Below are 25473 nucleotides of genomic sequence, written 5' to 3'. Positions count from 1 at the left end.
GCTAGTTCCCTTCATTTCTTAATATTTTCTTCGTCACTATAGCTATTAATATCATTATGAAACTAATAGCAAATATAGGTAAATAAATTTTCGTACTGAATCCTTCAAACATAAAACCATATACGACTTGCCCAATTGGTGCCATACATTGAGATACCGCTGTTATAATTGCCATCACTTTTCCTAGATTTTCATTTGGTGTTTTCTTTTGGACTACAGTAATCACATAGATGGATACAATTGTCATAATCATTGCGATTAGAAGAGAAGAAAGTATAAAGAGGATAAATGGTGGATAGTATCCTAAATTAAGAATAAACGGTGTAACTGATAGTGCCACTGGCATTACTAATAAAGCTATGATAAGCATCCAATTATATAATGTTTTCATCTGTAACTTTTTAGCAAAGAAACCGATTGACAATGCCCCTAATATGGTTGCAAAATCAATTAATCCCATTCCAATTCCATACATCGTATCGCTACTCTGCATAGTTACTCGTAACATAATAGGTCCTCCAACAACAAATAACGGTGTCAAAATTAAGTTTAGTAAAGCTGCAAGTAACATAGCCTTCAAAATAAAAGGTTGCTTTAAAACATAAAGAAAACCTTCTTTCATATCTTTTACAATTGTCGGTACGATATGGCCTTCCTGTATTCTTTTTATAAATGGTATTGTAATAAACATTTCTAAAATCGCAGATAAAAAGAAAGCAAGACAACTTGTTATTACGAGCATTTTCAAACCAATTATGCCGTATAATATTCCTCCTAGTACAGGTGCAACTATATTAGATAATGCTTGCACACCATTTACGATACCGTTTGCTTGTTCTAACTTTTTCTCTGGAACTAATTGCGGAATACTCGCCATTACAACTGGTGCGTACATTGCACTAATGACTGCTAGTAAAAACATAATTGTTCCAATCAATAAAATAGATACCGATTCAGTTAATAACAAAACTATAAAACTTAATACAATAGCAGCGTTTATAAAATCAAAAATGACCATTACATTACGGCGGTTGAAACGATCTGCTATTGCTCCGCCAAGAGGTGCTAGCAGAAACGGAATACTCGTTACCGCATATAACCCTGCGAATATATCTGCACGCCCTGTTATATCTAGCACATATAGTGAGAGAGCAAAACGTAATAGTGTTGAACCTAAAATAGTAATAATTTGACCACTTACCATTAAGTGAAAATCTTTCAAGGAAGATTGAATACTTGCTGGCATCCTCATCACATCCTTCATTTAGTCTAGACCGACTGCCGGTCTATAACACCCAAACAGAAAAAAGCTATTTCTGTTTCATTAAAACCTCGATCATATAATCAAAGGATCCTTCTTTCGCTCCAACAGATACTTCCATCATTTTAATATAAGCCTTAGCTCTTCTCATCATTTCTTCCGGTTTCCACTGAAATAAACCATCATCAAATATGACTTGTGCTGAAGAGAGTAATAATTCAATTGTTTCTTGTGGGTATGGAGTATAAAATATGCCTTCTTCTATTCCTTGCTCTAAAACTTCCGTTAATACAGGAGATAAATGTATAATGGATTGCACTAAACTTTTCTGATGCATTTCTGCATTATTTGGTTGATGGAATTGTTCAATCATTTTTTCTTTGACATCTCCTGATTTTGGTGATTGTTCCATTAAAATTTTAAATAACTTATCTAAAACGGGGATATCGGGATTGGAGACAATCCTTTTCGCCTTAGTGACATCCTCTTTAATAATCCTCATAATGATTTCATCCATTACTTCCTCCTTCGACTTAAAATAATGATAAAACGTCCCCTTTGCTATACCTATTTCTTTTAAAATGTCATTTACGGTTGTTTTCGTATAACCTTTCGTAAGAAACAAACGCTCAGCTGTTTCTAAAATTTCCTTTCTACGCTCCTCATACTCCTTTACAATTCGCATTCAAGTTCTCCTTCCCACCTGACCGACTGTCGGTCTATTAAAATTATATGTTTAGTTTGCAAAAAGTTTCCTATTATCGTACATATACAACACCATACTTTCTATTTCCTTTATAAATTTTTATTTTTTAACGTCCGCTCAATTTGTTTAAAACGTATCTCATGTTTCTTATCGTCACCTTTCATTTTAGGAAAAGAACGATGCCCTCCGCTTGATCCTATTTTTCTCAATTCTTCATCCAGACGCACAACACTTTGTAGTTTTTCAGCTCCTTCACCACAAGTAAGCGCATCTCCTTTACATCGATGACTTCAAAAAATGACAATTGATTCATACGACACGGTTCCCCTCCGTTCGATCTATGTTCTTATCAATGGAATATTTTGTTGAGTTCCGATATGTAATATTGCATATTTTGTACTTTTAATTTTTGCACATGCGATAATTTTTTTATAAAAATATAATTATTGATAAGGGTAATTTATATGAGCAAGTTCCGAAAGAAAATGATTAAATATTTGCAAACATTTTGGGGATGCTTAGCATTTGGTGTATTAATGTTTGCTATCTTCTTAATTACGGATTTAACAGATGCATCTTTAAATACATTAGGCTGGAGAGACTGGCTAGGTTCTGTAGCAGGCGCAACCATTTTATCTGTTGGAATATTTACTTTAAATAAATTGAATTTAAAATAAATATTCGGTCAATACTGTATGTAGGCTGTATGCCAACATTCATTTAAAGTAGTCTTCTCTGTATCTCCTTGTATTGAGCAGTTAGCTTTTGCTAGCCGCTCTTTTATTTTGTTCCGGTTCTTGCCTCTTAAAGAACTCTTTATCTACTTTCCCCCTAATAAGTACACATATCTTATCTATTCCCCATTACTACAAAATGAAATCTTTATTTTGTTTTACGCGTCGCTTCTTCAATCAGCCAAGATACAATATTAAAATCATTAGCATCACCCTTTAAAGATGTTCCGTTCCAAAAGCATTCTTTCATCACTTCAAGTAATTCTTCAACAACTTCAATTCATCTCATATTCATTTTCCCTTTCTTCCAAATAACTATTTTGTTTTACTAATTAGCTGATTAATTTCACAAACACCTTTATCAAACATTCCACGTTTCTTCACCCCGTGAATATTTTTCAAATAAAAATACATACTATTTTCAAGCCGCCGTGTCCACGGCTAATACCTCTTTCTTTTGTTACAGCAAAAGCAGGTAGGTTCTTCACTTATCTGCTTTCTCTGTATATTTTTTAAGAAATCGAAAATAATACCAACAAGCTGTTTGAACTAGCAGCTTCACTCTTCTCGCAATGGGGATGCAAATTATCACAATTAGCTAACTCATTGAACTCACTGGCAGACAACCAAAATCGTTGTCTGCTTTTTGTATGAGATTTTTCGTTTTACATATACTACTTTTGAACCTGCAGACCAATACGAGCCATTTTTGTGCTTGGGATTTCCCTTCCGGGGATAAGTATTTTTTACTTATCCCTTTTTTGTATAGACACGTATATTTAGGGTAAAACTAATTACAAGCAGATTTTCTGTTTATGCGTAGTTCTAAACAAGATTACTTTTTCTCCTATTAAAGGACGGCAGGTACGACTGCTAGTCCTTTTTTCTTATTTCGCATATTATCACTACATTACCTTCATCGTCGTAAGCAATTTCCTCATAAGGATGGCAGTGTTGCTTCTCGAGTTCCTCATCGATCAAAACTAACAAATTAGTTTTCCAGTTTCCAACGATCGTACACCAATACGAGTTTAATCCTTCATAAACTTCTCTTGTTCTATTTCGATAATTGCGGAATGTGTAATGAAAATACTCGCTCGCTTCAATACCTTTTTTTAACCAAAGTGTTCTGCTGAATGATAGTAATACCCTCGCTCTAATGGTTTTGGACTATAAAATTTCCTTTATAAATTCCAAATACGGTGAATGAAATTTTTGTTTTTTTCTTGCCATCATCCTTGTTGTATACAAACAAAAAAAGAGCCACAATATTTTGCGACTCTTTTACAATTATAACTATTTAACGGCCACGTCTTTGCTGACCTTGCTTTGTACTACCTTTTTTATTACTTGGCTTATTAAATGATCGGTTATTTTCATTTCTAGAACTATTTCTCGAACTATTTCTTGAATCACTTCTCGAGCTATTTCTCGAATCACGTCTTGATTCACTTCTTGAACCCTCGCGGCTATCTCTTTGACGATTTTGACCTGATTTCTTCGGAGCCGGCTTTGGTACCGGTTTTCCATTTTCATCTACACGTTTTATCTTCGGTTGTTCGATTATTTCTCTTTGTATTGGTGCACCAAGCGTTTTTTCAATTTCTTCTAAATGTTTTTCATCTTTCGCTGCAACGAACGTAATTGCAAGACCTGATCCACCTGCACGTCCTGTTCGGCCAATGCGGTGAATATAACTTTCTACATCTTCAGGGATATCAAAGTTAAATACGTGCGTTACACCATCTACATCAAGTCCACGAGCTGCTACATCCGTTGCGATTAAGTACTGAATTTTAGCTTCGCGGAAACTCTTCATAACTCTTTCACGTTTCGCTTGAGGTATATCACCATGAAGTTCAGCACAATTATAACCTAATCCTTTTAAATTATCATAAAGCTTACTCGCTCTAACCTTTGTACGACAGAAAATAACAGCTAAAAATGGCTGATCACGATCCATAACAAAACGAAGTGCATCTGGCTTTGCACGGTCTGTCGTCTCAATGACACGCTGCTCAATTGTATCAACCGTTACTTCTTCACTTTGTACTTGAATCATTTGCGGTTCATCCATATAACGCTTCGCCAATTTTTTAATATCTTTTGGCATCGTTGCTGAGAATAACATCGTTTGTTTACTACCTGGTGTCTCATCTAAAATATCTTCAATATCATATAAGAAACCAAAATAAAGCATTTGATCCGCTTCATCTAATACAATTGTTGAAAGATTACTTAAATCAATTGTTTCACGGCGTATATGATCTAATAATCGTCCCGGTGTTGCTACAACAATATGTGTATTACCTTTTAATTTTCTCAACTGTTGCGCAACATCTTGTCCACCATATATCGCTAGTACATTAATATCTTCTCTTTGAACAAGCATTTTTTTAATTTCAGTTGTAATTTGCAGGGCTAATTCCCTTGTTGGCGCAACGATTAAAGCCTGGACATCACTACACTCTGGATCAATTTTTTCTAAAATCGGTAACACGAATGCTAACGTTTTACCCGTTCCTGTTTTCGCCTGCCCAATAATATCTTTACCTGACAGAATAACTGGAATTGCCTTCTCTTGAATTGGTGTTGCTTCTGTAATTCCATTTTCACGTAATGTATGATTAAAAGTTTCACTAATTCCTAATTCTAAAAAGTTTTTCAAATAGACCACTTCTTTTCCTTATTTTTCACATTAGCTTTCATTGTACCATTTGTTTCGCCAAATATGAAAAATAAAAAAATTCTTATCTTCTTTTTTTATATTCATCCTGTACTAGATGAACAAATTCTTTTTGCTTTTTCTCAGATTTTATTAATGTTTCCATGTTAGTAGAAGACAAAATGAACTTCTTAATTTTTCTATTACTCCAAATTAAACTTGTATACTTCGGATCTTCATGTAGATTTCGAAACCACTCTAATTCACTTAATTTTGCGATATGGTGTTTCAATTTCATGTCATTTCGAGGATAAAATAAAATGATATCTGCTATTACATCAAATAACGAACCCATTTTCTCCCCCCTATACCCTTGCTCAAATTATATATATTCTTCTTTACATATATATTTCAATTTTACCGAAATATAATGTTACTGATTTGGTTGAAATCGCAAAATATATGAACTAAAAAACCGATCTTTTCGATTTAGGAAAGACCGGTTTTCATTAATTTATACAGTAAGCTTTCCTCCATGATAGCAATAATACTGTGCTGCTTTAAAACTTTTAATCCTATTTAAAGACTGTTTCGCTTTTTCTATATCCAAACAAAAATTCGGATTAGCTATTACTAACTCACGATTCTCTTGAACAGCCGCATCTCCCGTAATTACACAGTCTAAATTCGGAAAATATAATGAAATATGCCCCGAGGTATGTCCTGGCGTTGCCACTACTTGACATTCATTATTCAAAATCATTTGACCATCATGTACTTTTTCATCGACGGAAATATGTTTTATATTTTTTAACTGTTGTATAAACCATTTGCCAAATTCTTTTTCTTCATTTGGCATACGTTCTAACATTTCTTCAGCTTGAACTAACCTCTCTGATTTTATATCACCATTAATATAGTTAGATTCAATTTCACTAGCAATAACATTAATATTTGGATATTTCACTTTAAAATCATATACAGCCCCTATATGATCGTCATCATAATGGGTAATAATTATATTCTTTAAGTTTTTCATCTCATATCCATGTTTTAATATTGCATTTTCAATTAAAGGTAAAAAACTTGGATATCCTGTATCAACTAACGTTAATTCATTATGTAATATAATTAAACTTGGATAAATACATTGTTTTTGCCCGTTAAATTCGAATTCAATTGGTAGTTCTATTATTTTCATTTTTCTTCCCCCATACCGCTTATAAAATGCATAATAATAACTAAATCATACACATACATTTTACTGTACACATCACAAATAATTTGAATCCAAATATCCATTTTGTTAGAATTCACGTTTAATGTGTAATTTCTATATAACAAAGAAAAAAGCACCCGTTATGGATACTTCCTTATCTTACCTGCTCAACTACATAAATCAAATTGGGTCTATCCGAAACCTGATATGTATAGTCTTCATTTTTATGCATATATGTTTCTATCCTATTTATCACTTTAAACATTCTGTCTGAATTCGCACTGAAACGAGATACTGAATCACATAAAACTATTGACCCTTTCTTATAAAAATTTATAATTTCATAAATATCTCGTTCTAAACAAACTTCTCCTACTTGCAAATCCTCTTTCGCTTCATAATTATAAATTCCCATTCTCATTTTCCCCTCAAATTGTATTTTTTCTTACAACATCCCCTTGTTACATAAATAATACCACGATAAAATTCTCAAACTCAAACTCATCGGCTTCATTTGAGAAAATAAAAAAGCCATCACCGAAGCGACAACTTTTAAAAAAATGGGAGAAAAGAGAGGAAAAATGGTTCGAACCAAAGTAACACCTGAAATGCTAGATGAATTGGCTAATCTTGCAATTAATACCAGAATTACATTAGAAGCCTATGAATCACCACCGAGTAAAGAGGCTATTTAAGAATTACAAAAGTTCTCATCAATAAATGCACCCTTAGATTATTTAGAAGTAATTCAATATTGTACGAATGCAGAGATTAATGTAGAAAATGAACTTTAATACGTATTACCACCAAACGTTACCTGCGTAGTACCTTTACTTGGAACGAACACATACTATGTAACGGAACACTGTTCAAAATAATCCACATTATAATATTTTGAACAGGTATTCCCCTATTTTTATGGAAATATATAATTAAGAAAAACAATAAAATTGATTAATCTCTCACTTCTTTGTCCATCCTTTTAAAAAATCTATGTTTTTGTAAAAGGAGTGTTTATATGGAGAAACAGACACTTTGGAAAAAGTTCAGAAAAAGCTCTGTAAACCTCGGTAAATCCAGCGTATATGAAAGTATTATTTTATTCTACACAATGAAAAAGCAAGAATTACCTACTAAAGCAAAATTCATAATATTAGCCGCTTTATCTTATTACGTATTAACAATCGATTTCATTCCAGATATAGCTGCTATTATTGGGATTGGCTTATTAGATGATGTTTTAGCAATCGCTGTAGCGCATAAATACGTTATGAGACACGCAGATGCTGAAATTCGAGAGAAGAGCAAAGTAAAGATGGAGTCATTATTTACTTCAGCACAAGCATAATTAAACTATCTAGTCATTTACCATGAGAGCATTGCAGAATAAATTCCTAAACAGTAAAAGAATTTCTCTTAGTCCTCAAACCGTAAACAAATAGGGTGTCAGCACTTGTTCCTAAGTTCTGGCACCCTTTTATTTGTTCTTATTTCTATCTGTTATACAGTTTCATGCGTTCCCTTATATAAAACTGCTATTGCCGCTACTATAAGAATCATACCCATAAAAGCAGGTGCGGCATGACCAAGTGATACATAGATTTGTCCTCCAAGAATAGGACCAATCATTCTTGCTAAAGCTTGAATAGATTGGCTTCCACCTTGAATCCTTCCTTGTTCACTAGAACTGACAGACTTTGAAAGCATCCCGTTGAATGAAGGTCCGAAAATTGAATCCCCAAAACCATACATCAGCATCCCAATGATAAGTAGTGGATAGAGTGAAAACAAAGCTGATGCCGCAATAAAACTGTATCCTATAATCTCCGAAACCATCCCAAGAATTGCTATTTGTTTATCACTAAGCTTGATCAAAAGCTTTGGCATGATAAAACTTTGTGAAACAATGTCTTGAAAGCCCAAAATTGAAAACATAAGTCCGATTAATGCAGGTTTCCAACTGAAAGTATCCATTGTAAATTGCGTGAAAATTGATTGTAAAGATCCGTTAGGTATCCAAAGTAAAAACGCTGAGACAAGTAACCACTTTAAATTTTTCATGGAAAGTATGTTTGCTAGCTGCGCAAAAGGATTTAACCTTACAAACGTAATCTCTTTCAACCTATTATTTTTGTCAAGGCTCTCAGGCATATATTTGATCCCATATACAACATTTATTAACGTTATGATTGCACCAAAATACAAAGGTACAGTATCACCAAACTTGGCAAGTACCCCCCCAATGGTTGGGCCAATGATAGTTCCCGCACCTACAACTGCACTCACCCATCCAAAATATTTCGTTCTCTGTTCTTTTGGAATGATGTCTGCAAAATATGCGAAGATAGTACTTATGCTCCCGCCTGTTATTCCTTCTATTATGCGTCCAGCAAATAGTACCCATAAAGCTCCTCCTATTCCAAAAACTAAGTACCCAATTGCAGAACCAAATAAGCATATTAAAAGTAGTGGACGACGGCCATACTTATCGCTTAAAGCTCCGAGTACTGGTGCAGCTAAAAACACGCAGGCCGCATATACGGAAGTTAGTAGTGTAACAACCAATGCTTGTTCTTCCGGATTACTTGTATATGGCTGTACTAAGAATGGGACTACAGGCATGATGATACTGAAACCTATACCACAAAGAAATACAGAAATAAGTCCGAATAGTAAAGCATGTTTATCTATGCTTTTTTCAGTTCCCCTTTCATTTTTCGATCTAAATATAGACATTTAACTTCTCTCCTAAAAATTTTGTTGATTAGTCAACAAAAATAAAATAATAAAAAAGCAGCCTATTCTCATTAGAGTAAGGCTGCCCGTAAAAGCCCGATTGGTGAGGGCTGATAATCAGTGGAGATGAAGCCCCCCACTGATTAAAGTTTCACTTTATTATTAAAATATATTACGATTTAATATGTATACCTTGTTTCTTTATTTCTGCATCCAAATGTCTACTATACTTTTCCACAAAGCTAATTATACTGTTGAATTCTTCTTCAGTCACTTGTTCAAATACAGCTTTATCTCGCTCTTGAAACTCTTTATGCAAATTTTCATGGATTTTATAAATTTCTTTCCCTTGTTCGGTAAGCCTAAAATAAATTTCTTTCTTATTTTCTGACTTTTGGTAGCTTTCAACAAGGCCTTTTTGTATGAGCTTCTTAGTCATTCTACTTATAGCACCGCGAGTCACATAAAAAGCCTCTGCGAGTTGTGTCACGTTAGAATCTGCATTGTTTTCAATATATTCAATGCAGTGGACTTCAGAAGACTTAAAACCTTTAAGACCCTCTTCCATCTTATCTTTATTAAGCCAAACCAGCTTATTATATAATTCCCTGAAACCGTTCATGACCTGTTCTTCTTTATTCATGCCCTGCCCTCCTCACCGCTCATTAGCACATTAAAACTATTATATTAAATTTCTGCTTACGTTTCGACAATATTGAAATAATTATTATAACATTAAAGATATGTGTGAAAATAGGCGCTTAAATAAAATAATTTTTAAACAGCAAATTTTGCAAGTTTATTTCTACTTACAGTAAACGGTAGACAAAAAGTAAGAGCTAAGATCATTTCTCTTAGCTCTTCTTTCATAAAACTATTTCACTTCATTAGCGACAAAAAAGTGCTCACATACACTTGATATGCGCTGTAAGTCCACGTTCCCACCAGATATAACAGCTACTACTTTTTTCCCTTTTATATAACTATCAACTTTTCCTGCAAGAAGTGCAGCAGTTGCTAATGCACCTGCACCTTCTACAACAGCTTTCCCACGTTGTAATAAATCTTTCATCGCTACTTCCAGCTCTTTTTCTGATACAGTTACAATATCATCTACTAATTCTTTTACAATTTCAAATGTTAATTCACCTGGTATTTTAACTGCGCAACCATCTGCAATAGTAGGCGCCTCATAGTGTTCTACGATTGCTCCTTTATCGTAAGATGCCTTCATTCCATGAACATTATCTGCTTGGACACCAATTATATTAATGGATGGATTAAAAGATTTCAATGCTACAGAAATACCAGAAATAATTCCGCCTCCACCTATTGGTACAATGACAGTATCTACATCCCACATATCATCAAGAATGTCTAATCCAATTGTACCTTGACCAGCCATTACCTCTACATCATCATATGGATGTAAGTATGTTTCACCTGTTTCCCTTATAATTTCTTCACATTTTACCTTTGCATCATCAAAGGTTTCACCATGTAAAATCACTTCAGATCCATATCCTTTTGTTGCTTCAACTTTTGCCTGAGGTGCAGAAATTGGCATAACAATTTTACTCTTAATACCGAGTAAATGAGCAGATAATGCAACTCCTTGTGCATGATTACCTGCTGAACATGCAATTACACCTCTTTCTTTTTCTTGATCCGTGAGCCGCGACATTTTATTAAATGCGCCACGAAATTTAAAAGAACCCGTTAATTGCATATTTTCTAATTTCAAATGAATTTCTCCACCCGTTTTACTAGTCAAGTAAAAAGATTTTACTAATGGCGTTTTACGAGCATTTCTATCTAGAATTTTGTGAGCTTTTTTAATATCGTCTATATGTAATGGTAGTTTTCTAGTTATCATACTGACACCTCTTCCAATGTTCTATTCCTAAGTTTTCGTAAGTCGTAGCTCCTTTATACGAAAAGAAAAAGTCTTTATATATGTACCCCACTCTGAAATAAACACATTTGCAAACAATTTAACATCCTCTTCATATCGCGTTCTTTATAATGATTTAAACATGCAATTTGGATCCAATTATTCTTTTGTAAATAAGATGACTCATAATGAACGATGTATCCTTGTAATGCTAATGTATCGCCTACTACTTTAGAAGAATAATCTTCGCTCAATACAATAGTAAGTATAATTGGCGCGGCATGTTCTTTAGGTGAAACAAGCTTTAAACCCATATCAGTAATAACTTCTTCAACATAATCATATGTCTCTTTAATTTTTACAAATGCCTTTTCATCTTCAAATCTCTTCAACGCTTCTTGCAATGCATAAATTAAATTCCATGATTGTGAGTATGGAATACTTTCATTTTCTTCATACATGCCAATGTCCATATAGGCCGGCACAGCCTCGTTTATTTTTACAATGTGGTTATGAAAAACGAAAGAAATTCCTGTATATGATTTAATCGCTTTACCGCTAACACCACTTGCAAAATACACATCCTTCAAGTCTAATGGTATTGCTCCAATTGAGCTTATGCAATCTACACACAGTTTCATTTGATTCTCGTTACAAAGAGTATTTAGCTCGTTTAAATCGTTTAACATTCCAGTAGATGTTTCATGATGAACAAACCAAATCCATTCATAATTTCCAGTTGTCATAATTTCTTCTAATTCGGTATAAATAAATGGATCTCCCATTTCCTTTTTATACGTATCAAAATGTAACCGTGCTCGTTTTGCATGTCCAACTAATCTATTACCAAATTCCCCATTTGTTAATACTAGTCCTTTCCCTTTTAAAGAACGTAACTGTAAAGCAATCGCATCATTTGCTAACGTCCCTGTTCCTAACATAAGCTGTACATGTTTTGCTTTTGTCATGTGAAGTAACCGTTTTTTCACATTGTCCATCATCACTTGAAATGACTTAGAGCGATGGGAAATAGGTCGCGTAGAAAATGCCTTTCGAACGTTCTCTTCAATATCTACTGGACCAGGTAAAAACGTATATTCTTTCGTCATAATCCCCCCAACACTCGACTCTTCAAACATAGCAGGGGTAACATACATTGGCTGGAAGGCTGCTTCTTCTGTACCAACTAACGTATGGAAAGATTTGAATCCCATTTGCTCATATAAAGCTAGTTCACGTGTTGTTGCAGAAATGAGTGCTAATTCATATCCATTTAGAAGCAAATAACGATGTAGAAAACGAATTAATCCTAACAACGCTCTTCCATTTCTATATTCACGTTCTACTGAAAGTAAACGAATTTCATACACTTTTTCTCCATGCTCTTGCAAATAAATATCTAAATTTGAAATTTTATAATCTAACGAGAATGGTCGTTTTCCCCGCACTGCGACCATACCTATTAATCTATCCTCATCTAAACAAATTAAATATGTATTTTCTATATGAAACCGATCTATACGAAACCGTTCTTTCGTTTCTTCATGTTGTGGTATCTCTTCTACAAAAGTTTTATAATTTAATTTATGTATACTTTCAAATTCCCAATCTTGATCAGCAACTTTATAAATTAACCCCATGCCTTATCTCCTTTATCTATTTAATAAAAAATGATAAGTGGAGATTATCCCCACTTATTAAACATTCATTTTATTCTCGATTTACATATAGAATGAGTAAAATAATTATTCCACTTAATATAGTGGTAACAATAGAATAAGAATAAAGAATCATACAAATTGGTAAACAAGCAATCGTAATTAGTCCTGGCTTCGTAAACCCTTTAAATATTAAATAAAATACAATAAAAATGCCTAAGAGGGTAAGCGCTATCAAATAATCAAATGCGATTAGTCCTCCTATAAATGTTGAAATACCTTTACCGCCCTTGCCTTTAAATAAAACTGGATAAATATGTCCAATAATAACGGCCAATAATGTTAACATTACGAATGTAGGATCTTCAAAAAGGTATTTTGCTACAGCAACAACGATTGCCCCTTTAATTGCATCACCTAAAAATGTAGCAATGAAATACCCTTTTCCATATACGCGCCCCATATTTCTTGCGCCAGGATTTCCGCTTCCTTCATCCCTAATATCAACGTTATGTCTCAATTTTGTTACTATATAAGCGGTCAATATGTTTCCAATTAAATAAGAAGCCACCAAATATAAAAACTGCATACTATTAATCATGTAATCATTCACTTTCTACATGGGAATACATATACAATATTCAATTACTACGTATATTGTACGTTTTTAACATACATCCCTTTATACATTTTAACATCATATTTTTACAAATCATACAAAAATTCTCATACCTATTTTTAAAAATATATATCCCTCATTAAATAATATGTTCCTTTCACTGCCATTTCTGCTTGTGATACGAGTGTAATTTCTTTCATACTTTCTTCACACCATTTCTTAAATACAGCAAATATTTCAGGAACTAAACGCAATATACTGCCACTTACTGCAATTGGCGTTGAGTGCTTAAAGTTCAACTTGTTATAAACATTTACTGTAATCCTTGCTAATTCCTTTCCAGCTTGCATCATAATTTCATGCGCATCATCATTGCCATCTCTCGCTTCCTGAATAACTAATGGGGCGATTGCTGCAATTTTATCTTTAGAAGAAGTATATACTAAGCTTTTTATATGAGACGGTGTCAAAAGTTGAAACTGCCTTTGAATATTCAAACTCAATGGACAAAGACTGATTCCTTGATCGAACTGAATTGCCATTTTCTTTAAAGCTTGTAATGCAATCCAATATCCGCTCCCCTCATCTCCTAAAATATGTCCCCATCCACCGCTATACTGATATACTTCTCCTTTTTTTCCTATACAAATTGCACCTGTACCACCTATAGTTAATATTCCATCCTTACCTTTTAAAGCAGCTGCATGTGCGATCATTGCATCATTAAAAATTTCAATTTTTGTTCCGTATTTCTTTTTTAAACGTAATGTTAATTCATTTGTATTCGCTCCGCTTATACCAGCTAATCCTAAACAAACACAAACACAATGCCCATTTATTAAACTCTTCTGGCATTGATTAATTGCTTCCATAATATGCACAAGAGCTTCTTCAAAATCTATTAATATGTTTCCAAAACCACTGGTAGCTCTTACAAGTTCATTTCCGTCTTTATCAAATGCAATTGCCTCGGTCTTCGTTCCCCCGCCATCTACTCCAATCATATACTTCATATGTTCGCCTCATTTTCATTTGCGTATGGAGGGAATGTTATATTCCCTAAAATTATGGAATTCTTAGCACCTGTTGCGCTCGGCACATTACTCGGATTACGATGATACGTTTCGTTTGCTAAAATAGCAAATGCAATTGCTTCTTTCGCTGCTGAAGAATGACCAATATCTTCTTGTATACATATGCTACATTTCTCTTCTCTTAATCCATTCCGTAACATTTCAACAAGTGTATTATTATAACTTCCACCACCACCTAAAATCACCTCATCAATTTCATAATACGGCAAAATAAACGCCTTATAATGATGAACAATTGAACATGCTGTAAACATCGTGACAGTTGCCAATATATTTTCTTTACTATGCTTTTTAAATTGATTCAATAATTCAGTCACAAACGCTTCTCCAAACTGTTCTCTACCTGTTGATTTTGGTGGTTTCATGTTCAAAAATGGATGGTTCATACAGTATGTTAAAATTTCATCTACAACTACCCCCTGCTTTGCAATCCAACCATTTTGATCATATGGTACATGAAATAATTTTTGACATACTTCATCGATTACCATGTTGCCTGGTCCAGTATCGAAAGCAATAACACTCTCTTTACTTCGTTTACTTGGAACCACTGTAACATTACCAATCCCACCAATATTTTGTAGTAGTCTATTTTTAGTTTGATGCCGATATAAAATAATCTCTGAATATGGTACAAGTGGTGCACCTTGTCCCCCTGCCGCCATGTCCATCGTTCGGAAATTCGAGATAACCGTCGTGTTCGTTTCATATGCTATTACTGCTGGTTCCCCAATTTGCAATGTTGAAGAAATAATATTCCCTTCTTGCTTTGGCTGATGATAAATCGTTTGTCCGTGAGAGCCTATTAAATCTAATTGTCTCAAAGGAAAATTGGCCTCTTTACAAACTTCCTTTACAGCATTGGCGAAGCATAAACCAAGTTTAAAATTTAAACTACATATAAGTTGGACATTCGAAGTTTCAATTGATAACGCTTGTTGGATCTCATTTTTCATATCATTACAAAATGGAACAGTAGTAAAATGGATGAGTTGGATTTTAGAATCTACACCACTTCCTTCTATATGAACGAGCGCTACATCTATTCCATCTAATGAAGTACCAGACATTACCCCTGCAATATACATAACGTGCATGACCTCCTATTTACTAAAAAACAATCATGTAAGTAACGAACGTACAACAAATCGAAAACAATATAAATCTAAAAAACAACTGAGCTTTCGATGCAAACGATCCATCAATGAAAGAAACAACTACCGTAAGCAAAACGCTTGCCGCAATACTTGTAACAAGCCAGATACTATGCATTTGTGATAGATTTAGCATGCCTAATAAAGGGACAAAAAGTAAATTTGCACAAATCACTCCAAATAATAATAAAAATACGCCTTTATAACTAAATTTTATATTCATTCTATTTCCCCCTTTCTAGTTTTAATGTGAAAGAAGTGATAGACAAAAAGTCTATCACTCAAAATAACAGCGTGCAGATTAAGGATTAACAGATTCCCCGTCACCATTTTTTTCAATTTCAAGCATATTTTTGTCGTACATTTTAAAGAATGGTAAATAAATAAGGAATGATATTGCTATATTTATAAAAACTAATACAATCGCACGCCAATCTCCACCTGTTGCTAAATATGCACCAATTGGAGCAGGTAGTGTCCATGGCGGCATAATATGCGTTGGTGTTACAAATCCCATCGCAGTTGCTGAATATGCAACAGTTGCTGTTACAAGTGGTGTAATGATAAATGGGATAATTAAAATTGGATTTAGTACAATCGGTAATCCGAATATGACTGGTTCATTAATATTAAAAATACCTGGAACAATACAAGTTCTTGATAATGCTTTTGAATATTTCGATCGACCAAATATAATCATAGCTAATACAAGCCCTAACGTCGCACCAGAACCGCCAATCCATATAAACCATTGATATAACGGCTCTGGTGAAATAAATGGCAACTGATCTGCTCCACTAGCAACTGCTTCACCATTTTTCCCTAGGTATACTTCCCATAATGGCCTAGCAACAGTTCCAACAACCGACACACCATGGATTCCGAATGACCAAAAAAACGTAATTAAAAACACTGGAATCATTACACCGAAGTAACTGTCCCCAGCTTTTACTAATGGTGCTGCTAATTTATCAACAACATGGTGTAAATCAATGCTAAAAACGACAGTTACTAGACTCATTATAATAATAACGAATGCTGCAGGTATAAGTGCTTCAAATGAACGCGATACAGATGGCGGTACTTGTTCTGGCATTTTAATCATTACATTTTTCTTCTTACAAAATCTTAAAATCTCTACGGATAAAATAGAAACAATCATCGTCACAAATAATCCATGACCTCCGAGATTTGTCATCGGAAGCATGAATCCTTTTTTATCAATTAACTCAGGCGTTAATGTTAAAAGTAGTGAACATACCGCGAGCTGTGCTCCTGATAAAGCATCTAACTTATAACTTTTCGCTAAATTATATCCTATTCCAAATGCGATATATAAAGACATAATAAACATGGTTAAACGATATGGTATCAATATACTTGTTTGATTCTTTAATGCCCAAACTGATATGAAACTATCTTTCGGCAGTGGTGGAAATGCTACTATTAAAAAGAAGCTTCCTACTATAATAAATGGTAACGCCGAAATAACTCCATCACGGATTGCTTGTAAATGTCTCTGCTCAGAAAGCCTTGCCATCGGTCCAGATAAGTTTTTATCAAGAAACGTGACAAACTTATTCATAACGTTTCCCCCTAACTGATTAATTCATTTACAGTTTTTAATAAAGTCGGGCCGCCAAGCGGTGTGTATGCTTGCGGCGGTATGATGCCACACGGAATAGATTCCTCCTCTGCAAATTTTTTTACAGAGTCAAATCGGTGTCTTATTTGAGGTGCCACCATTACGACATCCCAGCCATTCTTTACTTCTTCCTCTACCTCATTCGTTCCAATTGCATGCACTTCCATGTTCACACCATTTTTCTCCGCTTCTTTTTTTAAAGCGTTTACAACAATTGCACTGGACATTCCTCCAGAACAGACGAACAAAACTTTCATTTATTAATCCTCCTATACTTATAATTTATTACCCTTCAAATGAAAGGAAGTTTCACTTTACTAACAAGCATATGAAGTAGTAAATGAATTTAGTTATAATGAAAGTAAATTTCATTAAAAATATTTTTCTTATTAAATTAATGTTTCAATATGCAATTTTCTCTATTGCAAGGTCAACCTCGCCTCAGATATTATTTTAAATAATCATATGATAGGGAGGCGTATAAATGATCGTTAAACGTTTATTAATGATATGTTGTATCGTTATCTTGTTCATCCCTTTCTCTTTCATTCCCCCTCACTCTACTTATGCTGAAGTAAATACTACGTACAAAAAACATGAATTACGTGCTGTATGGATCGCATCAGTTCTGAATATTGATTGGCCCTCAAAAACTGGCTTACCTATTGAAAAACAGAAGCAAGAATTTATAAGATTATTAGACGATGTAAAAAGCACTGGTATGAATGCAGTTGTTGTACAAATTAAACCAACCGCTGATGCTTTCTATCCTTCAAATTACGGTCCTTGGTCTGAATACATTACAGGAACACAAGGAAAAGATCCTGGTTATGACCCGCTCGCATTTATGATTGAAGAAACTCATAAAAGAAATATAGAATTCCACGCTTGGATTAACCCATACCGAATAACGATGAATCACACCGATATAAATCGATTATCAAATAATCACCCTGCAAGGCAACATCCCGATTGGGTTGTCCCTTATGGCGGAAAGTTATATTACAATCCCGGTATTCCGGAAGTGAAAAAATTTATAACAGAAGGTGCTTTAGAAATCGTACAAAATTACGATATTGATGCGCTGCATATGGATGATTATTTTTACCCATATAAAGTAGCCGGTGAAGAATTTCCAGATCAGAAAACATACGAAACATATAATAATGGTAGATTTACAAATATAGAAGATTGGCGACGTAATAATGTAAATGAACTTGTAAAAGATTTAAATACTGCTATAAAACAAGAAAAATCATATGTAAAGTTTGGCATTAGTCCGTTCGGCGTATGGCGAAATATAGCTGACGATCCCACTGGCTCTAACACAACCGCAGGCCAAAGAAACTATGATGACCTTTATGCTGACACACGTGAGTGGATACAAAAAGGATATATTGACTACATTACACCGCAAATATATTGGAATATAGGTTTCACCCCAGCTGCATATGACATATTAGTAGATTGGTGGGTTAAAGAAACAAATAACAAACCGCTTCACCTATACATCGGTCAAGCGGCCTATAAAATTAATAATAACTCCGTCCCTGCTTGGTCTGATCCAGAAGAATATCCAAAACAAATTGCATTAAACCGGCTATATCCTGATATAAAAGGTAGTATGCATTTTAGCTTAAAAGATATTAATAACAATCCACTCGGAGTTAAAGATAGCCTTTCAAAAAACATATATAAACATCCTGCATTAATCCCGCCTATGCCTTGGCTTGATCATGATCCACCAAAACAACCGACTTTAAAAGGCGCCATTCCAAGAGATGAAGGTATTGCAATCGGTATCATTGACAATAGAGATAATGATTCTGCTTATTACGCTATTTACCGCGTGAATGGGAAAAATGAAGTGGATATACAAAATCCCAAAAATTTACTTACTACTGTAAGAAAAACAAAACTTGGAGAAATTTATGTAGATAAAACCGCTATTTCCGGAGAAACGTATACCTATGTCGTAACTGCAGTTGATCGATTGCATAATGAAAGTGTGGCTTCTAGTCATACTACCGTTAGAGCAAAATAAAACCTCATAAAAAAAGCGCCTTAAAGCCGTGATACTTAGCTTTTAAGGCGCTTTTTGTTATTTATTCTTAAACTTCTCAGTCGCTGCTCTCATCTTCACATTTAAATCGTGATCAATTGAGTCGCGAATATCTCGCTCTACTACTTCCATTTCTTTTTGGAAATTTTCCAAGTAGATTTTCAGTTCTTCTTCCTTCTCTGGTCTTTGTGAAGGTGGTAATTGTACTACCAACGATAACATGGCCGTTAAATCTTTCATTAAGAATGTTTCAAGTTTATGTTGTTGTTCAAACATGCGTTGCTCTTGATAGTACGGAAGTGCATTTAATACTGAAATTGTAATATCATCAACCGTTCTTTGTAATGAAGGATTTATTGAGCGTTTATACGCTTGAATTGTATTTAATGCGTCTGGATAACGGTCATAAAAATACAATTTGTAAAATGATAAGTCTGTCGGTTTTACAGTTTGCTGCGCTTCTTGTCTTAAGAAATCTTTCACTTTCATCGCAGCCACATCAATATCTTCATTTGTAAGCTTTTTCGTAGTTTTTGCCATTACATGCACTTTTTTCTGCTTTTCTTTCGGTAACATCGAGAAGACTTGCTCTCTCGTACGTTGACCTGATGCACAAAATAGAGTATTTAATGTATTTTGTTCTTTCTTTCCTTCGGTGCGAATCCAGCGATAAAACAGTGGATGTTGTGTAAATTCTTGTAGAAACGGTATTGATTTGTTTGATATCTTATCTAAAGAATCTTGCGCTCTTTTATATGGCTTCGTCCATGAAAAATACAGTTTCCGCCCGAAGTATACGACTAAAACAACGACAGTAAATGCTATTAAAAGCAATGTACCGAGTAGTAATAGTACTGTTTGAATGAAACTCATTTGTTCACCTCCTCTAATAATCCGTTATTTCCTTGGACGCTGAATGAGTTTCTGCTTCATCTCATCATTAAATGTGTCTAGTTCAATAACGAACTTCTTGCTTGACTCAATAATACGTTCTGACGATTTTTCAGATGCTTCAATTGCAGCGAACACATTTTGGAATGATTCACGTAATTTATCCATGCTAATAGCAGGGTTTTCAAGCAATTTCGTCGTTTCTTCTGTATTTTGTTTTAACGCTTGAGAATTACTTAATACCATCGATTCAATTGCTTCATTCGTCGCATTTACGGCATCAATTGTTTTCCGTTGATTCGTTAATGCAAGCTGAATAGCAGCTGAAACTGTTACAACGTTTTGTGTCATCGTAATCGCATTACGTATCGCCTCTGTTAATTTTTCATTATTTTTCTTAATGATGTCTACAGAAGCTATAGATTGTAATAATACACTTTTCGCTTGCTGCATATTACGTGTACGTACAAGTATCTTTTCTAATGCATCGTTAATTAACGGAATATCCCTTTGACGCTCTGGGTTTTGTTTCTCAGCTTCAAGCATGCCAGCAAGCTTTTTCCCTAAGTATACTTGTTTATCAAGAGCATGAATTTTATCGTGCGATTGTTCTTTTAACATTTCAAGACCAACTGTATCCTCTTGTAAGTTATCACGACCAATTAGAAGGGATCTAATAATTTCCTCAATTTGCTTATCTATAGATTGATATTTATGCACGTATGTTTCAAGTGGATTTTTCTTAAATACTTTAAACATAATTTTCTTCATACCACTTGCTTTAAGTGAATTGGGATCAAGCTCTGATACTACTTTGCGTAATTCTAACAATGTATTTGGAATTTCTTCATTCTTTCCATTCATCATCGCTGTGACAGGACGTTTTAATGCTGATAACGTTTGTCCTGCTGCTTGTTGTTCTTTATCCCCCAAATCTCCTAGCTGCGACAATACTTTTGATAAATCTGTATTTTGCTCGCTATTTAACTTTTGTACATAAAGATCGGCTTCTTTATTTAATTCATCAAGTTCTTCATCTTTTATAACTGTATCAACCACTACTTCTACATTATTATCTTTCACAATGGATACAGGTTCTTTTTTCTCGAGTTCAGTCAACAAAATCGCTCCTTTATTTATATGTGCGAATTTATATGCACTATATTTCATCAATTATATCGTATTTCATACACATTCTGATTGCTTGAAATCGATTTTTTTAGAAATGTCTGTTTATGCAGTCATTCCCTGTTTCTTACTATAAGTATACCTGTAATCAACATAATTTTCCTCAGACTTAAGACCTAGAGAACTACATGCTGAAGGCGGATTCTTCATATATTTCCTAAATAATTTACGTTCTTTTAATCGTGCTACACTCAATCTTTTGACATTCACCCGTTTTCAATGTGATAATTCTATTACACTCACTTCTATTTATTTTTGCGAGCTACAAATGCTCCCTTTTGAAACGCTAATAACACTGTTTCAAACGTATCATCTTCTTCAATCATTTTTATAAACTCATCTAATTCACTTGCATGAGAAGTTGCATTATCAACAACAAGAAAACCTTTTGGCTGTAACATACGTTTTATATGCTCAAACCACCACATGTATTGCGTGCGCTCTGAATCTAGGAAAATAAAATCAAATGAATGATCTAATTGGGAATCTAAAAATGCCCCTGCTTCTTGATTGTGAACATCAATCCTTTGTAAAAGGTTTGCCTTTTCAAAATTGACAAGTGCCTCTCCAACTCGTTCTGAAGAAAGCTCTACAGTTGTTACATTTCCATTTGTTTCTTCTACCGCATTAGCTAACCACAATGTAGAATAACCATTAGAAGTTCCGATTTCTAAAATGTTTTTTGCATTACACCCTTTTACTAAAATTGATAAAAATTGCCCCATCTCACGAGAAATATTCCGTAATTTTTCTTCCCGTATTTTTTTATTCCGATCATGCTCTTCTCCATATTGTTCAAGTTGAAGTAATAATGAATCTAACGTATCCATTCTTTTCATCGCCTTTCCAAGCAATATGATGAAAAAGCTCTTGCTGCCCGTCTACTTTTATTATATGCGAAACGAAATCCTTTTTCCCGTTATATGACAAAGATTTATAATTTTTTATAGCATATTGTTTCGTTTTTTGGTAAAGTTAATTTCTACGTGCAATTATTCCATTCATATTATTTCATATTAAAATTGCAGTTATTAAATTATATAAACCCCATTTAAATGAATCGGTATTTCAAATTCAATTAAGCGCCCTTTTCGGACGCATTTTCTTTGTTTATATATTTCCAGAAGAAAGGATGCTTACAAATGAACGTGATTAGCTTAGATGCTGCTCGAAAACGAAAGCAGCATAAAAAATTAATGATTACTATACCGATTATTACACGTATTTATGAAGAAGACGGGGAAATTAAATTTGAGGTAGCTGGCGAAAAAGATGTACCTCTTGAAATGTTAGAAAAATAATAAAAAAGCGCATTTCTAAAGAAATGCGCTTTTTTATATTTTTACATTTAAATGCATAAGTTTTTCAGGATTAACCATCATATAAATATTTGAAATCTTCTCATCCTCAAATGCAAACGAAAGAACATACGTTACTTTATTATTTATTGTAACTATAACTCCTGGTATACCATTTACCATTTTAAAATCAACAGTGTACTCTTCTGTCAATCGTTGTGCAATCCCAAAGAACAAGCGAATAATTCGATCTGCAGAATAAATCGGATTGATCGCAGTTGTAACTTTACCTCCACCATCAGCTTTGAGTATAGCATCTGTTTTTAATACTTCCAACATACCTTCCGTATCCCCACACTGTAATGATGCTACAAACTTTTCAACATAAGAAGCCATTTTCTCCGTGCTTAATTTTGATTGCTTCGGTTTCTCCAACATGCTTTTTCGTGCACGTTGAAAGATCTTCCTGCAGTTCACACTACTCTTATCAACAATTGAAGCTATTTCTTCGTATTCATAACTGAAAACCTCTCTTAATATGAAAACAATCCTTTCTACCTCAGATAGTTGTTGTAAAAGTAATAAATATGCGGTGGAAAGGGATTCTTTCATTATAAATGACTTTGATGGCTCATCACTCTCGTCTACAAGTGGCTCTGGTAACCACATCCCTACATACACGTTACGTTTATGCGCTGCCGATCGTAATTTATCAATTGAACGATTTGTCGCCATCTTACATAAATATGCTTTCATATTTTCTATAGATTGAGGATCTTCTATATTATTTAGCGAGATAAATACATCCTGAACGATATCCTCAGCATCCATAACACTCCCAAGGATTCTGTATGATAACGAAAATAATAATGGTTGATACGCTTCATATAACTGCTCCGTTTCCATGATGAACTGCCTCACTTTCATATTGCTTTAAAATGTGTAACGCTGCTCGTTTCCCACTTGCTACCGCAGCATCAGCTAATATTTCATCATGCCCTGCCCAATCTCCTGCAACATAAACACCTGGCATTTCAGGTATATTAGGACCCGGCTTTTCAACACGGTCAATATGAGGAAAATCATGTACTACTGTTATTTTCGGTAAATATTGCTGTGCAACAACTTCTCTTTTCCAATTTGGATGTAACAACTCCATCGTACTTTCCAACTGTTCTTTATCTTCATGAATATGATTCATCTCTAGCACAGGATTATGGTACTTAATTAGACTCACTGCAATTGATCCATCTTCACTTAATTTAGCTGCTCTCGATTGATTTGTGAAAAATATAGGTTGATCTAATCCTAATACAAATTGATGTGTAGGATTGGGTAATTGTCTCAAGCCAATATCTAATGCAGCAACAGTAACCGGTACCGATTGTTCATTCCATCTATGCAAACTTGTTCCTTCTGCACCTTTTATTATTTTACAAGCCTCTTTTGGCGGAGTCGTCACGATGACTGTATCTACTGCAAAAACCTCATCATCAACACAATGTATTCTTTGTTTATCTTCATAATGCTCTATTTCCAAAACATGCTTTTTAGCCAAAAATTTTACCCCGACATCATTCGCTAAATCTCTTAATTTTGTTATTATCGTCTCCCAACCACCATCTACATAAAGTACTCCTTCTTTTATAGAAAGCTGTATTTGCTTTAGTACAGATGATGCTAATTGTATTGTAGGAGCAAACGTATATGTTGTTGTCCGGCATAGCGCATAAAATATATTACGAACCATTGGATCTTTTATTTCATTTTCTGCCCATGTAGTTAGACTCATTTTCGGAACTTCTCCTACATCTAAATTTCCTAAACGAATCATAAGACGTGAGAATTGTACTTTTGCAGACCACGAAAGTAGTGGTGTTGATAAAATTGAGCGAAAATCTGTTGGGATGGTGAATATATCCCCTTTCCATATTCCATGTGCTTTTGTAGATGGTATTCCACCTGGAAGATTCAAACCGAGCTCATTAAAAGTTATAAACGCTGCCCCGCCTCTATATAAAGCATGTGCACCAAGATTCATGCAGATTCCATTTTTATTTATAGTCATCCCTCGGCCACCGAATTGACTGGATTTTTCTAATACAATCACTTTCTTTCCAGCTTTCGCTAAATATATAGATGCTGTTAATCCAGCAAGCCCACCGCCAACAATTGCTACATCAAATGTATTCATAATAAAATCCCTCCTTATCGTTCTACATACAAGACGAACGATTAAGGAGGGATGTGACATGAAAATAAATTTTTATTACCCTACTTTATTTCATTACTTTTTAATTCGGTCATATTGCATACGAAATAACTCAATTGCAAATGGAATATCCTCTTCACTCTTTATATAATAACTGATCCATCCTGATTCGGGTAATATGTGATGTGGTTTTACCAATCCTCGGTTCACTAATTCATCTCGCTTTAACTTCGGAAATGGTAAATCAGCTAATTTATCACCATGAAGATGGCCAAGTTCTTTCTTACCATAATTTATTTCAATACCACCAAATCGATGCGGTTTTTCAGAAACACCCGCCCAGCTGAGCACTTCATTTCTAATCATTTCACTAAATGACATGAACATTCACTCCTTATAAATGATTGATGTACTTTTAAATTAACATTTTCATTACT

Annotated in this window: 26 protein-coding genes; 4 read left to right on the top strand and 22 right to left on the bottom strand. The window is 34.2% G+C overall.

Annotated elements, in window-relative coordinates:
• Position 1 precedes the first annotated feature (1 nt).
• On the bottom strand, positions 2-1246 hold the full coding sequence (locus M1D73_RS12010) for an MFS transporter (RefSeq protein WP_001111720.1): 1245 nt from the start codon (positions 1244-1246) through the stop codon (positions 2-4).
• 64 nt (positions 1247-1310) lie between these two features.
• A complete protein-coding gene (locus tag M1D73_RS12005; protein ID WP_001223581.1) occupies positions 1311-1946 on the bottom strand; it encodes a TetR/AcrR family transcriptional regulator in 636 nt (211 codons plus the stop codon).
• Positions 1947-2431: 485 nt separating this feature from the next.
• Here M1D73_RS12005 and M1D73_RS12000 point away from each other — a divergent pair, with 485 nt between their 5' ends.
• Complete coding sequence (locus tag M1D73_RS12000) at positions 2432-2644, top strand: hypothetical protein (RefSeq protein ID WP_000033157.1); 213 nt, start codon at positions 2432-2434, stop codon at positions 2642-2644.
• A gap of 1357 nt (positions 2645-4001) precedes the next feature.
• Here the strand turns inward: M1D73_RS12000 and M1D73_RS11995 are convergent.
• The 4 genes from M1D73_RS11995 to M1D73_RS11980 all read right to left on the bottom strand — a co-directional run bounded on the left by M1D73_RS11995 (position 4002) and on the right by M1D73_RS11980 (position 7000).
• Entirely contained in the window at positions 4002-5378 is a 1377-nt protein-coding gene (locus M1D73_RS11995) for a DEAD/DEAH box helicase (protein WP_002164545.1), read from the bottom strand.
• Between the two features lie 73 nt (positions 5379-5451).
• The gene (locus M1D73_RS11990) at positions 5452-5721 is read right to left on the bottom strand and encodes a hypothetical protein (RefSeq protein ID WP_000535037.1); all 270 of its coding nucleotides are present in this window, start codon (positions 5719-5721) and stop codon (positions 5452-5454) included.
• A 159-nt stretch (positions 5722-5880) separates the two neighbouring features.
• The gene (locus tag M1D73_RS11985; protein WP_000691158.1) at positions 5881-6567 is read right to left on the bottom strand and encodes an MBL fold metallo-hydrolase; all 687 of its coding nucleotides are present in this window, start codon (positions 6565-6567) and stop codon (positions 5881-5883) included.
• A 172-nt stretch (positions 6568-6739) separates the two neighbouring features.
• Positions 6740-7000, bottom strand: coding sequence for a hypothetical protein (locus tag M1D73_RS11980; RefSeq protein WP_000513517.1), 261 nt, complete (start codon positions 6998-7000; stop codon positions 6740-6742).
• A 603-nt stretch (positions 7001-7603) separates the two neighbouring features.
• Between M1D73_RS11980 and M1D73_RS11975 the strand changes: the two genes are divergently transcribed.
• On the top strand, positions 7604-7933 hold the full coding sequence (locus tag M1D73_RS11975; protein ID WP_000415095.1) for a YkvA family protein: 330 nt from the start codon (positions 7604-7606) through the stop codon (positions 7931-7933).
• Between the two features lie 152 nt (positions 7934-8085).
• Here M1D73_RS11975 and M1D73_RS11970 read toward each other — a convergent pair whose 3' ends face one another.
• The 10 genes from M1D73_RS11970 to M1D73_RS11925 form a co-directional block, all read right to left on the bottom strand.
• Complete coding sequence (locus M1D73_RS11970) at positions 8086-9321, bottom strand: MFS transporter (protein WP_121868310.1); 1236 nt, start codon at positions 9319-9321, stop codon at positions 8086-8088.
• A gap of 172 nt (positions 9322-9493) precedes the next feature.
• Positions 9494-9964 (bottom strand): MarR family transcriptional regulator, encoded by a 471-nt coding sequence (locus M1D73_RS11965; RefSeq protein WP_001030904.1) that lies wholly within the window; start codon positions 9962-9964, stop codon positions 9494-9496.
• Positions 9965-10195: 231 nt separating this feature from the next.
• The gene (gene tdcB / locus M1D73_RS11960) at positions 10196-11197 is read right to left on the bottom strand and encodes a bifunctional threonine ammonia-lyase/L-serine ammonia-lyase TdcB (protein ID WP_000632959.1); all 1002 of its coding nucleotides are present in this window, start codon (positions 11195-11197) and stop codon (positions 10196-10198) included.
• Between the two features lie 74 nt (positions 11198-11271).
• Positions 11272-12855, bottom strand: coding sequence for an aminotransferase class V-fold PLP-dependent enzyme (locus tag M1D73_RS11955; RefSeq protein ID WP_000523055.1), 1584 nt, complete (start codon positions 12853-12855; stop codon positions 11272-11274).
• Positions 12856-12925: 70 nt separating this feature from the next.
• Complete coding sequence (gene plsY / locus M1D73_RS11950; RefSeq protein ID WP_000610869.1) at positions 12926-13474, bottom strand: glycerol-3-phosphate 1-O-acyltransferase PlsY; 549 nt, start codon at positions 13472-13474, stop codon at positions 12926-12928.
• 137 nt (positions 13475-13611) lie between these two features.
• Positions 13612-14505 carry a BadF/BadG/BcrA/BcrD ATPase family protein gene (locus M1D73_RS11945; RefSeq protein ID WP_000876589.1) on the bottom strand — a complete coding sequence of 298 codons (894 nt, stop codon included), beginning with the start codon at positions 14503-14505 and terminating at the stop codon, positions 13612-13614.
• Complete coding sequence (gene anmK, locus M1D73_RS11940) at positions 14502-15674, bottom strand: anhydro-N-acetylmuramic acid kinase AnmK (protein ID WP_000274978.1); 1173 nt, start codon at positions 15672-15674, stop codon at positions 14502-14504. The genes M1D73_RS11945 and anmK overlap by 4 nt, the downstream gene beginning before the upstream one ends.
• A gap of 22 nt (positions 15675-15696) precedes the next feature.
• Positions 15697-15963 (bottom strand): hypothetical protein, encoded by a 267-nt coding sequence (locus M1D73_RS11935; RefSeq protein ID WP_001021962.1) that lies wholly within the window; start codon positions 15961-15963, stop codon positions 15697-15699.
• A 78-nt stretch (positions 15964-16041) separates the two neighbouring features.
• A complete protein-coding gene (locus tag M1D73_RS11930; RefSeq protein ID WP_001032277.1) occupies positions 16042-17325 on the bottom strand; it encodes a PTS sugar transporter subunit IIC in 1284 nt (427 codons plus the stop codon).
• Positions 17326-17336: 11 nt separating this feature from the next.
• On the bottom strand, positions 17337-17642 hold the full coding sequence (locus M1D73_RS11925; protein ID WP_000865907.1) for a PTS sugar transporter subunit IIB: 306 nt from the start codon (positions 17640-17642) through the stop codon (positions 17337-17339).
• A gap of 227 nt (positions 17643-17869) precedes the next feature.
• Here M1D73_RS11925 and M1D73_RS11920 point away from each other — a divergent pair, with 227 nt between their 5' ends.
• Positions 17870-19429 carry a glycoside hydrolase family 10-like protein gene (locus tag M1D73_RS11920; protein WP_000636017.1) on the top strand — a complete coding sequence of 520 codons (1560 nt, stop codon included), beginning with the start codon at positions 17870-17872 and terminating at the stop codon, positions 19427-19429.
• A 57-nt stretch (positions 19430-19486) separates the two neighbouring features.
• Here M1D73_RS11920 and M1D73_RS11915 read toward each other — a convergent pair whose 3' ends face one another.
• The 3 genes from M1D73_RS11915 to M1D73_RS11905 form a co-directional block, all read right to left on the bottom strand.
• Positions 19487-20320, bottom strand: a complete 834-nt coding sequence (locus tag M1D73_RS11915; protein ID WP_000008371.1) for a DUF3974 domain-containing protein — start codon at positions 20318-20320, stop codon at positions 19487-19489.
• A gap of 24 nt (positions 20321-20344) precedes the next feature.
• Positions 20345-21457 (bottom strand): toxic anion resistance protein, encoded by a 1113-nt coding sequence (locus M1D73_RS11910; RefSeq protein WP_000137402.1) that lies wholly within the window; start codon positions 21455-21457, stop codon positions 20345-20347.
• A 314-nt stretch (positions 21458-21771) separates the two neighbouring features.
• Complete coding sequence (locus M1D73_RS11905) at positions 21772-22365, bottom strand: O-methyltransferase (RefSeq protein ID WP_016124554.1); 594 nt, start codon at positions 22363-22365, stop codon at positions 21772-21774.
• Positions 22366-22668: 303 nt separating this feature from the next.
• On the opposite strand from M1D73_RS11905, the gene M1D73_RS11900 reads away from it, so the two are divergent.
• Complete coding sequence (locus M1D73_RS11900; protein ID WP_001100984.1) at positions 22669-22827, top strand: hypothetical protein; 159 nt, start codon at positions 22669-22671, stop codon at positions 22825-22827.
• Between the two features lie 33 nt (positions 22828-22860).
• Here M1D73_RS11900 and M1D73_RS11895 read toward each other — a convergent pair whose 3' ends face one another.
• The 3 genes from M1D73_RS11895 to M1D73_RS11885 form a co-directional block, all read right to left on the bottom strand.
• Positions 22861-23730: a sigma-70 family RNA polymerase sigma factor gene (locus M1D73_RS11895; RefSeq protein WP_000447158.1), complete on the bottom strand. Its 870-nt coding sequence runs from the start codon at positions 23728-23730 to the stop codon at positions 22861-22863.
• On the bottom strand, positions 23708-25018 hold the full coding sequence (locus M1D73_RS11890) for a phytoene desaturase family protein (protein ID WP_001091208.1): 1311 nt from the start codon (positions 25016-25018) through the stop codon (positions 23708-23710). Before M1D73_RS11890 ends, M1D73_RS11895 begins: the two co-directional genes overlap by 23 nt.
• A gap of 93 nt (positions 25019-25111) precedes the next feature.
• Positions 25112-25417 (bottom strand): luciferase domain-containing protein, encoded by a 306-nt coding sequence (locus M1D73_RS11885; protein ID WP_048656582.1) that lies wholly within the window; start codon positions 25415-25417, stop codon positions 25112-25114.
• Positions 25418-25473: the final 56 nt, after the last annotated feature.

Source organism: Bacillus sp. PK3-067 (assembly GCF_056738645.1).
This window is presented reverse-complemented; position numbering and strand designations above follow the sequence as displayed.

What these genes read in the sequence shown, in the direction of transcription:
- plsY (WP_000610869.1), bottom strand. Translation starts at nt 13,474, where the DNA reads ATGATTAATAGTATGCAGTTTTTATATTTGGTGGCTTCTTATTTAATT.
- M1D73_RS12000 (WP_000033157.1), top strand. Translation starts at nt 2,432, where the DNA reads ATGAGCAAGTTCCGAAAGAAAATGATTAAATATTTGCAAACATTTTGG.
- M1D73_RS11905 (WP_016124554.1), bottom strand. Translation starts at nt 22,365, where the DNA reads ATGAAAAGAATGGATACGTTAGATTCATTATTACTTCAACTTGAACAA.
- M1D73_RS11965 (WP_001030904.1), bottom strand. Translation starts at nt 9,964, where the DNA reads ATGAATAAAGAAGAACAGGTCATGAACGGTTTCAGGGAATTATATAAT.
- M1D73_RS11925 (WP_000865907.1), bottom strand. Translation starts at nt 17,642, where the DNA reads ATGAAAGTTTTGTTCGTCTGTTCTGGAGGAATGTCCAGTGCAATTGTT.
- M1D73_RS11900 (WP_001100984.1), top strand. Translation starts at nt 22,669, where the DNA reads ATGAACGTGATTAGCTTAGATGCTGCTCGAAAACGAAAGCAGCATAAA.
- M1D73_RS11955 (WP_000523055.1), bottom strand. Translation starts at nt 12,855, where the DNA reads ATGGGGTTAATTTATAAAGTTGCTGATCAAGATTGGGAATTTGAAAGT.
- M1D73_RS12005 (WP_001223581.1), bottom strand. Translation starts at nt 1,946, where the DNA reads ATGCGAATTGTAAAGGAGTATGAGGAGCGTAGAAAGGAAATTTTAGAA.
- M1D73_RS11970 (WP_121868310.1), bottom strand. Translation starts at nt 9,321, where the DNA reads ATGTCTATATTTAGATCGAAAAATGAAAGGGGAACTGAAAAAAGCATA.
- M1D73_RS11990 (WP_000535037.1), bottom strand. Translation starts at nt 5,721, where the DNA reads ATGGGTTCGTTATTTGATGTAATAGCAGATATCATTTTATTTTATCCT.
- M1D73_RS11975 (WP_000415095.1), top strand. Translation starts at nt 7,604, where the DNA reads ATGGAGAAACAGACACTTTGGAAAAAGTTCAGAAAAAGCTCTGTAAAC.
- M1D73_RS11980 (WP_000513517.1), bottom strand. Translation starts at nt 7,000, where the DNA reads ATGGGAATTTATAATTATGAAGCGAAAGAGGATTTGCAAGTAGGAGAA.
- M1D73_RS11915 (WP_000008371.1), bottom strand. Translation starts at nt 20,320, where the DNA reads ATGAGTTTCATTCAAACAGTACTATTACTACTCGGTACATTGCTTTTA.
- M1D73_RS11945 (WP_000876589.1), bottom strand. Translation starts at nt 14,505, where the DNA reads ATGAAGTATATGATTGGAGTAGATGGCGGGGGAACGAAGACCGAGGCA.
- M1D73_RS11985 (WP_000691158.1), bottom strand. Translation starts at nt 6,567, where the DNA reads ATGAAAATAATAGAACTACCAATTGAATTCGAATTTAACGGGCAAAAA.
- M1D73_RS11890 (WP_001091208.1), bottom strand. Translation starts at nt 25,018, where the DNA reads ATGAATACATTTGATGTAGCAATTGTTGGCGGTGGGCTTGCTGGATTA.
- M1D73_RS11885 (WP_048656582.1), bottom strand. Translation starts at nt 25,417, where the DNA reads ATGTCATTTAGTGAAATGATTAGAAATGAAGTGCTCAGCTGGGCGGGT.
- anmK (WP_000274978.1), bottom strand. Translation starts at nt 15,674, where the DNA reads ATGTATATTGCAGGGGTAATGTCTGGTACTTCATTAGATGGAATAGAT.
- tdcB (WP_000632959.1), bottom strand. Translation starts at nt 11,197, where the DNA reads ATGATAACTAGAAAACTACCATTACATATAGACGATATTAAAAAAGCT.
- M1D73_RS11895 (WP_000447158.1), bottom strand. Translation starts at nt 23,730, where the DNA reads ATGGAAACGGAGCAGTTATATGAAGCGTATCAACCATTATTATTTTCG.
- M1D73_RS11930 (WP_001032277.1), bottom strand. Translation starts at nt 17,325, where the DNA reads ATGAATAAGTTTGTCACGTTTCTTGATAAAAACTTATCTGGACCGATG.
- M1D73_RS11920 (WP_000636017.1), top strand. Translation starts at nt 17,870, where the DNA reads ATGATCGTTAAACGTTTATTAATGATATGTTGTATCGTTATCTTGTTC.
- M1D73_RS11935 (WP_001021962.1), bottom strand. Translation starts at nt 15,963, where the DNA reads ATGAATATAAAATTTAGTTATAAAGGCGTATTTTTATTATTATTTGGA.
- M1D73_RS12010 (WP_001111720.1), bottom strand. Translation starts at nt 1,246, where the DNA reads ATGCCAGCAAGTATTCAATCTTCCTTGAAAGATTTTCACTTAATGGTA.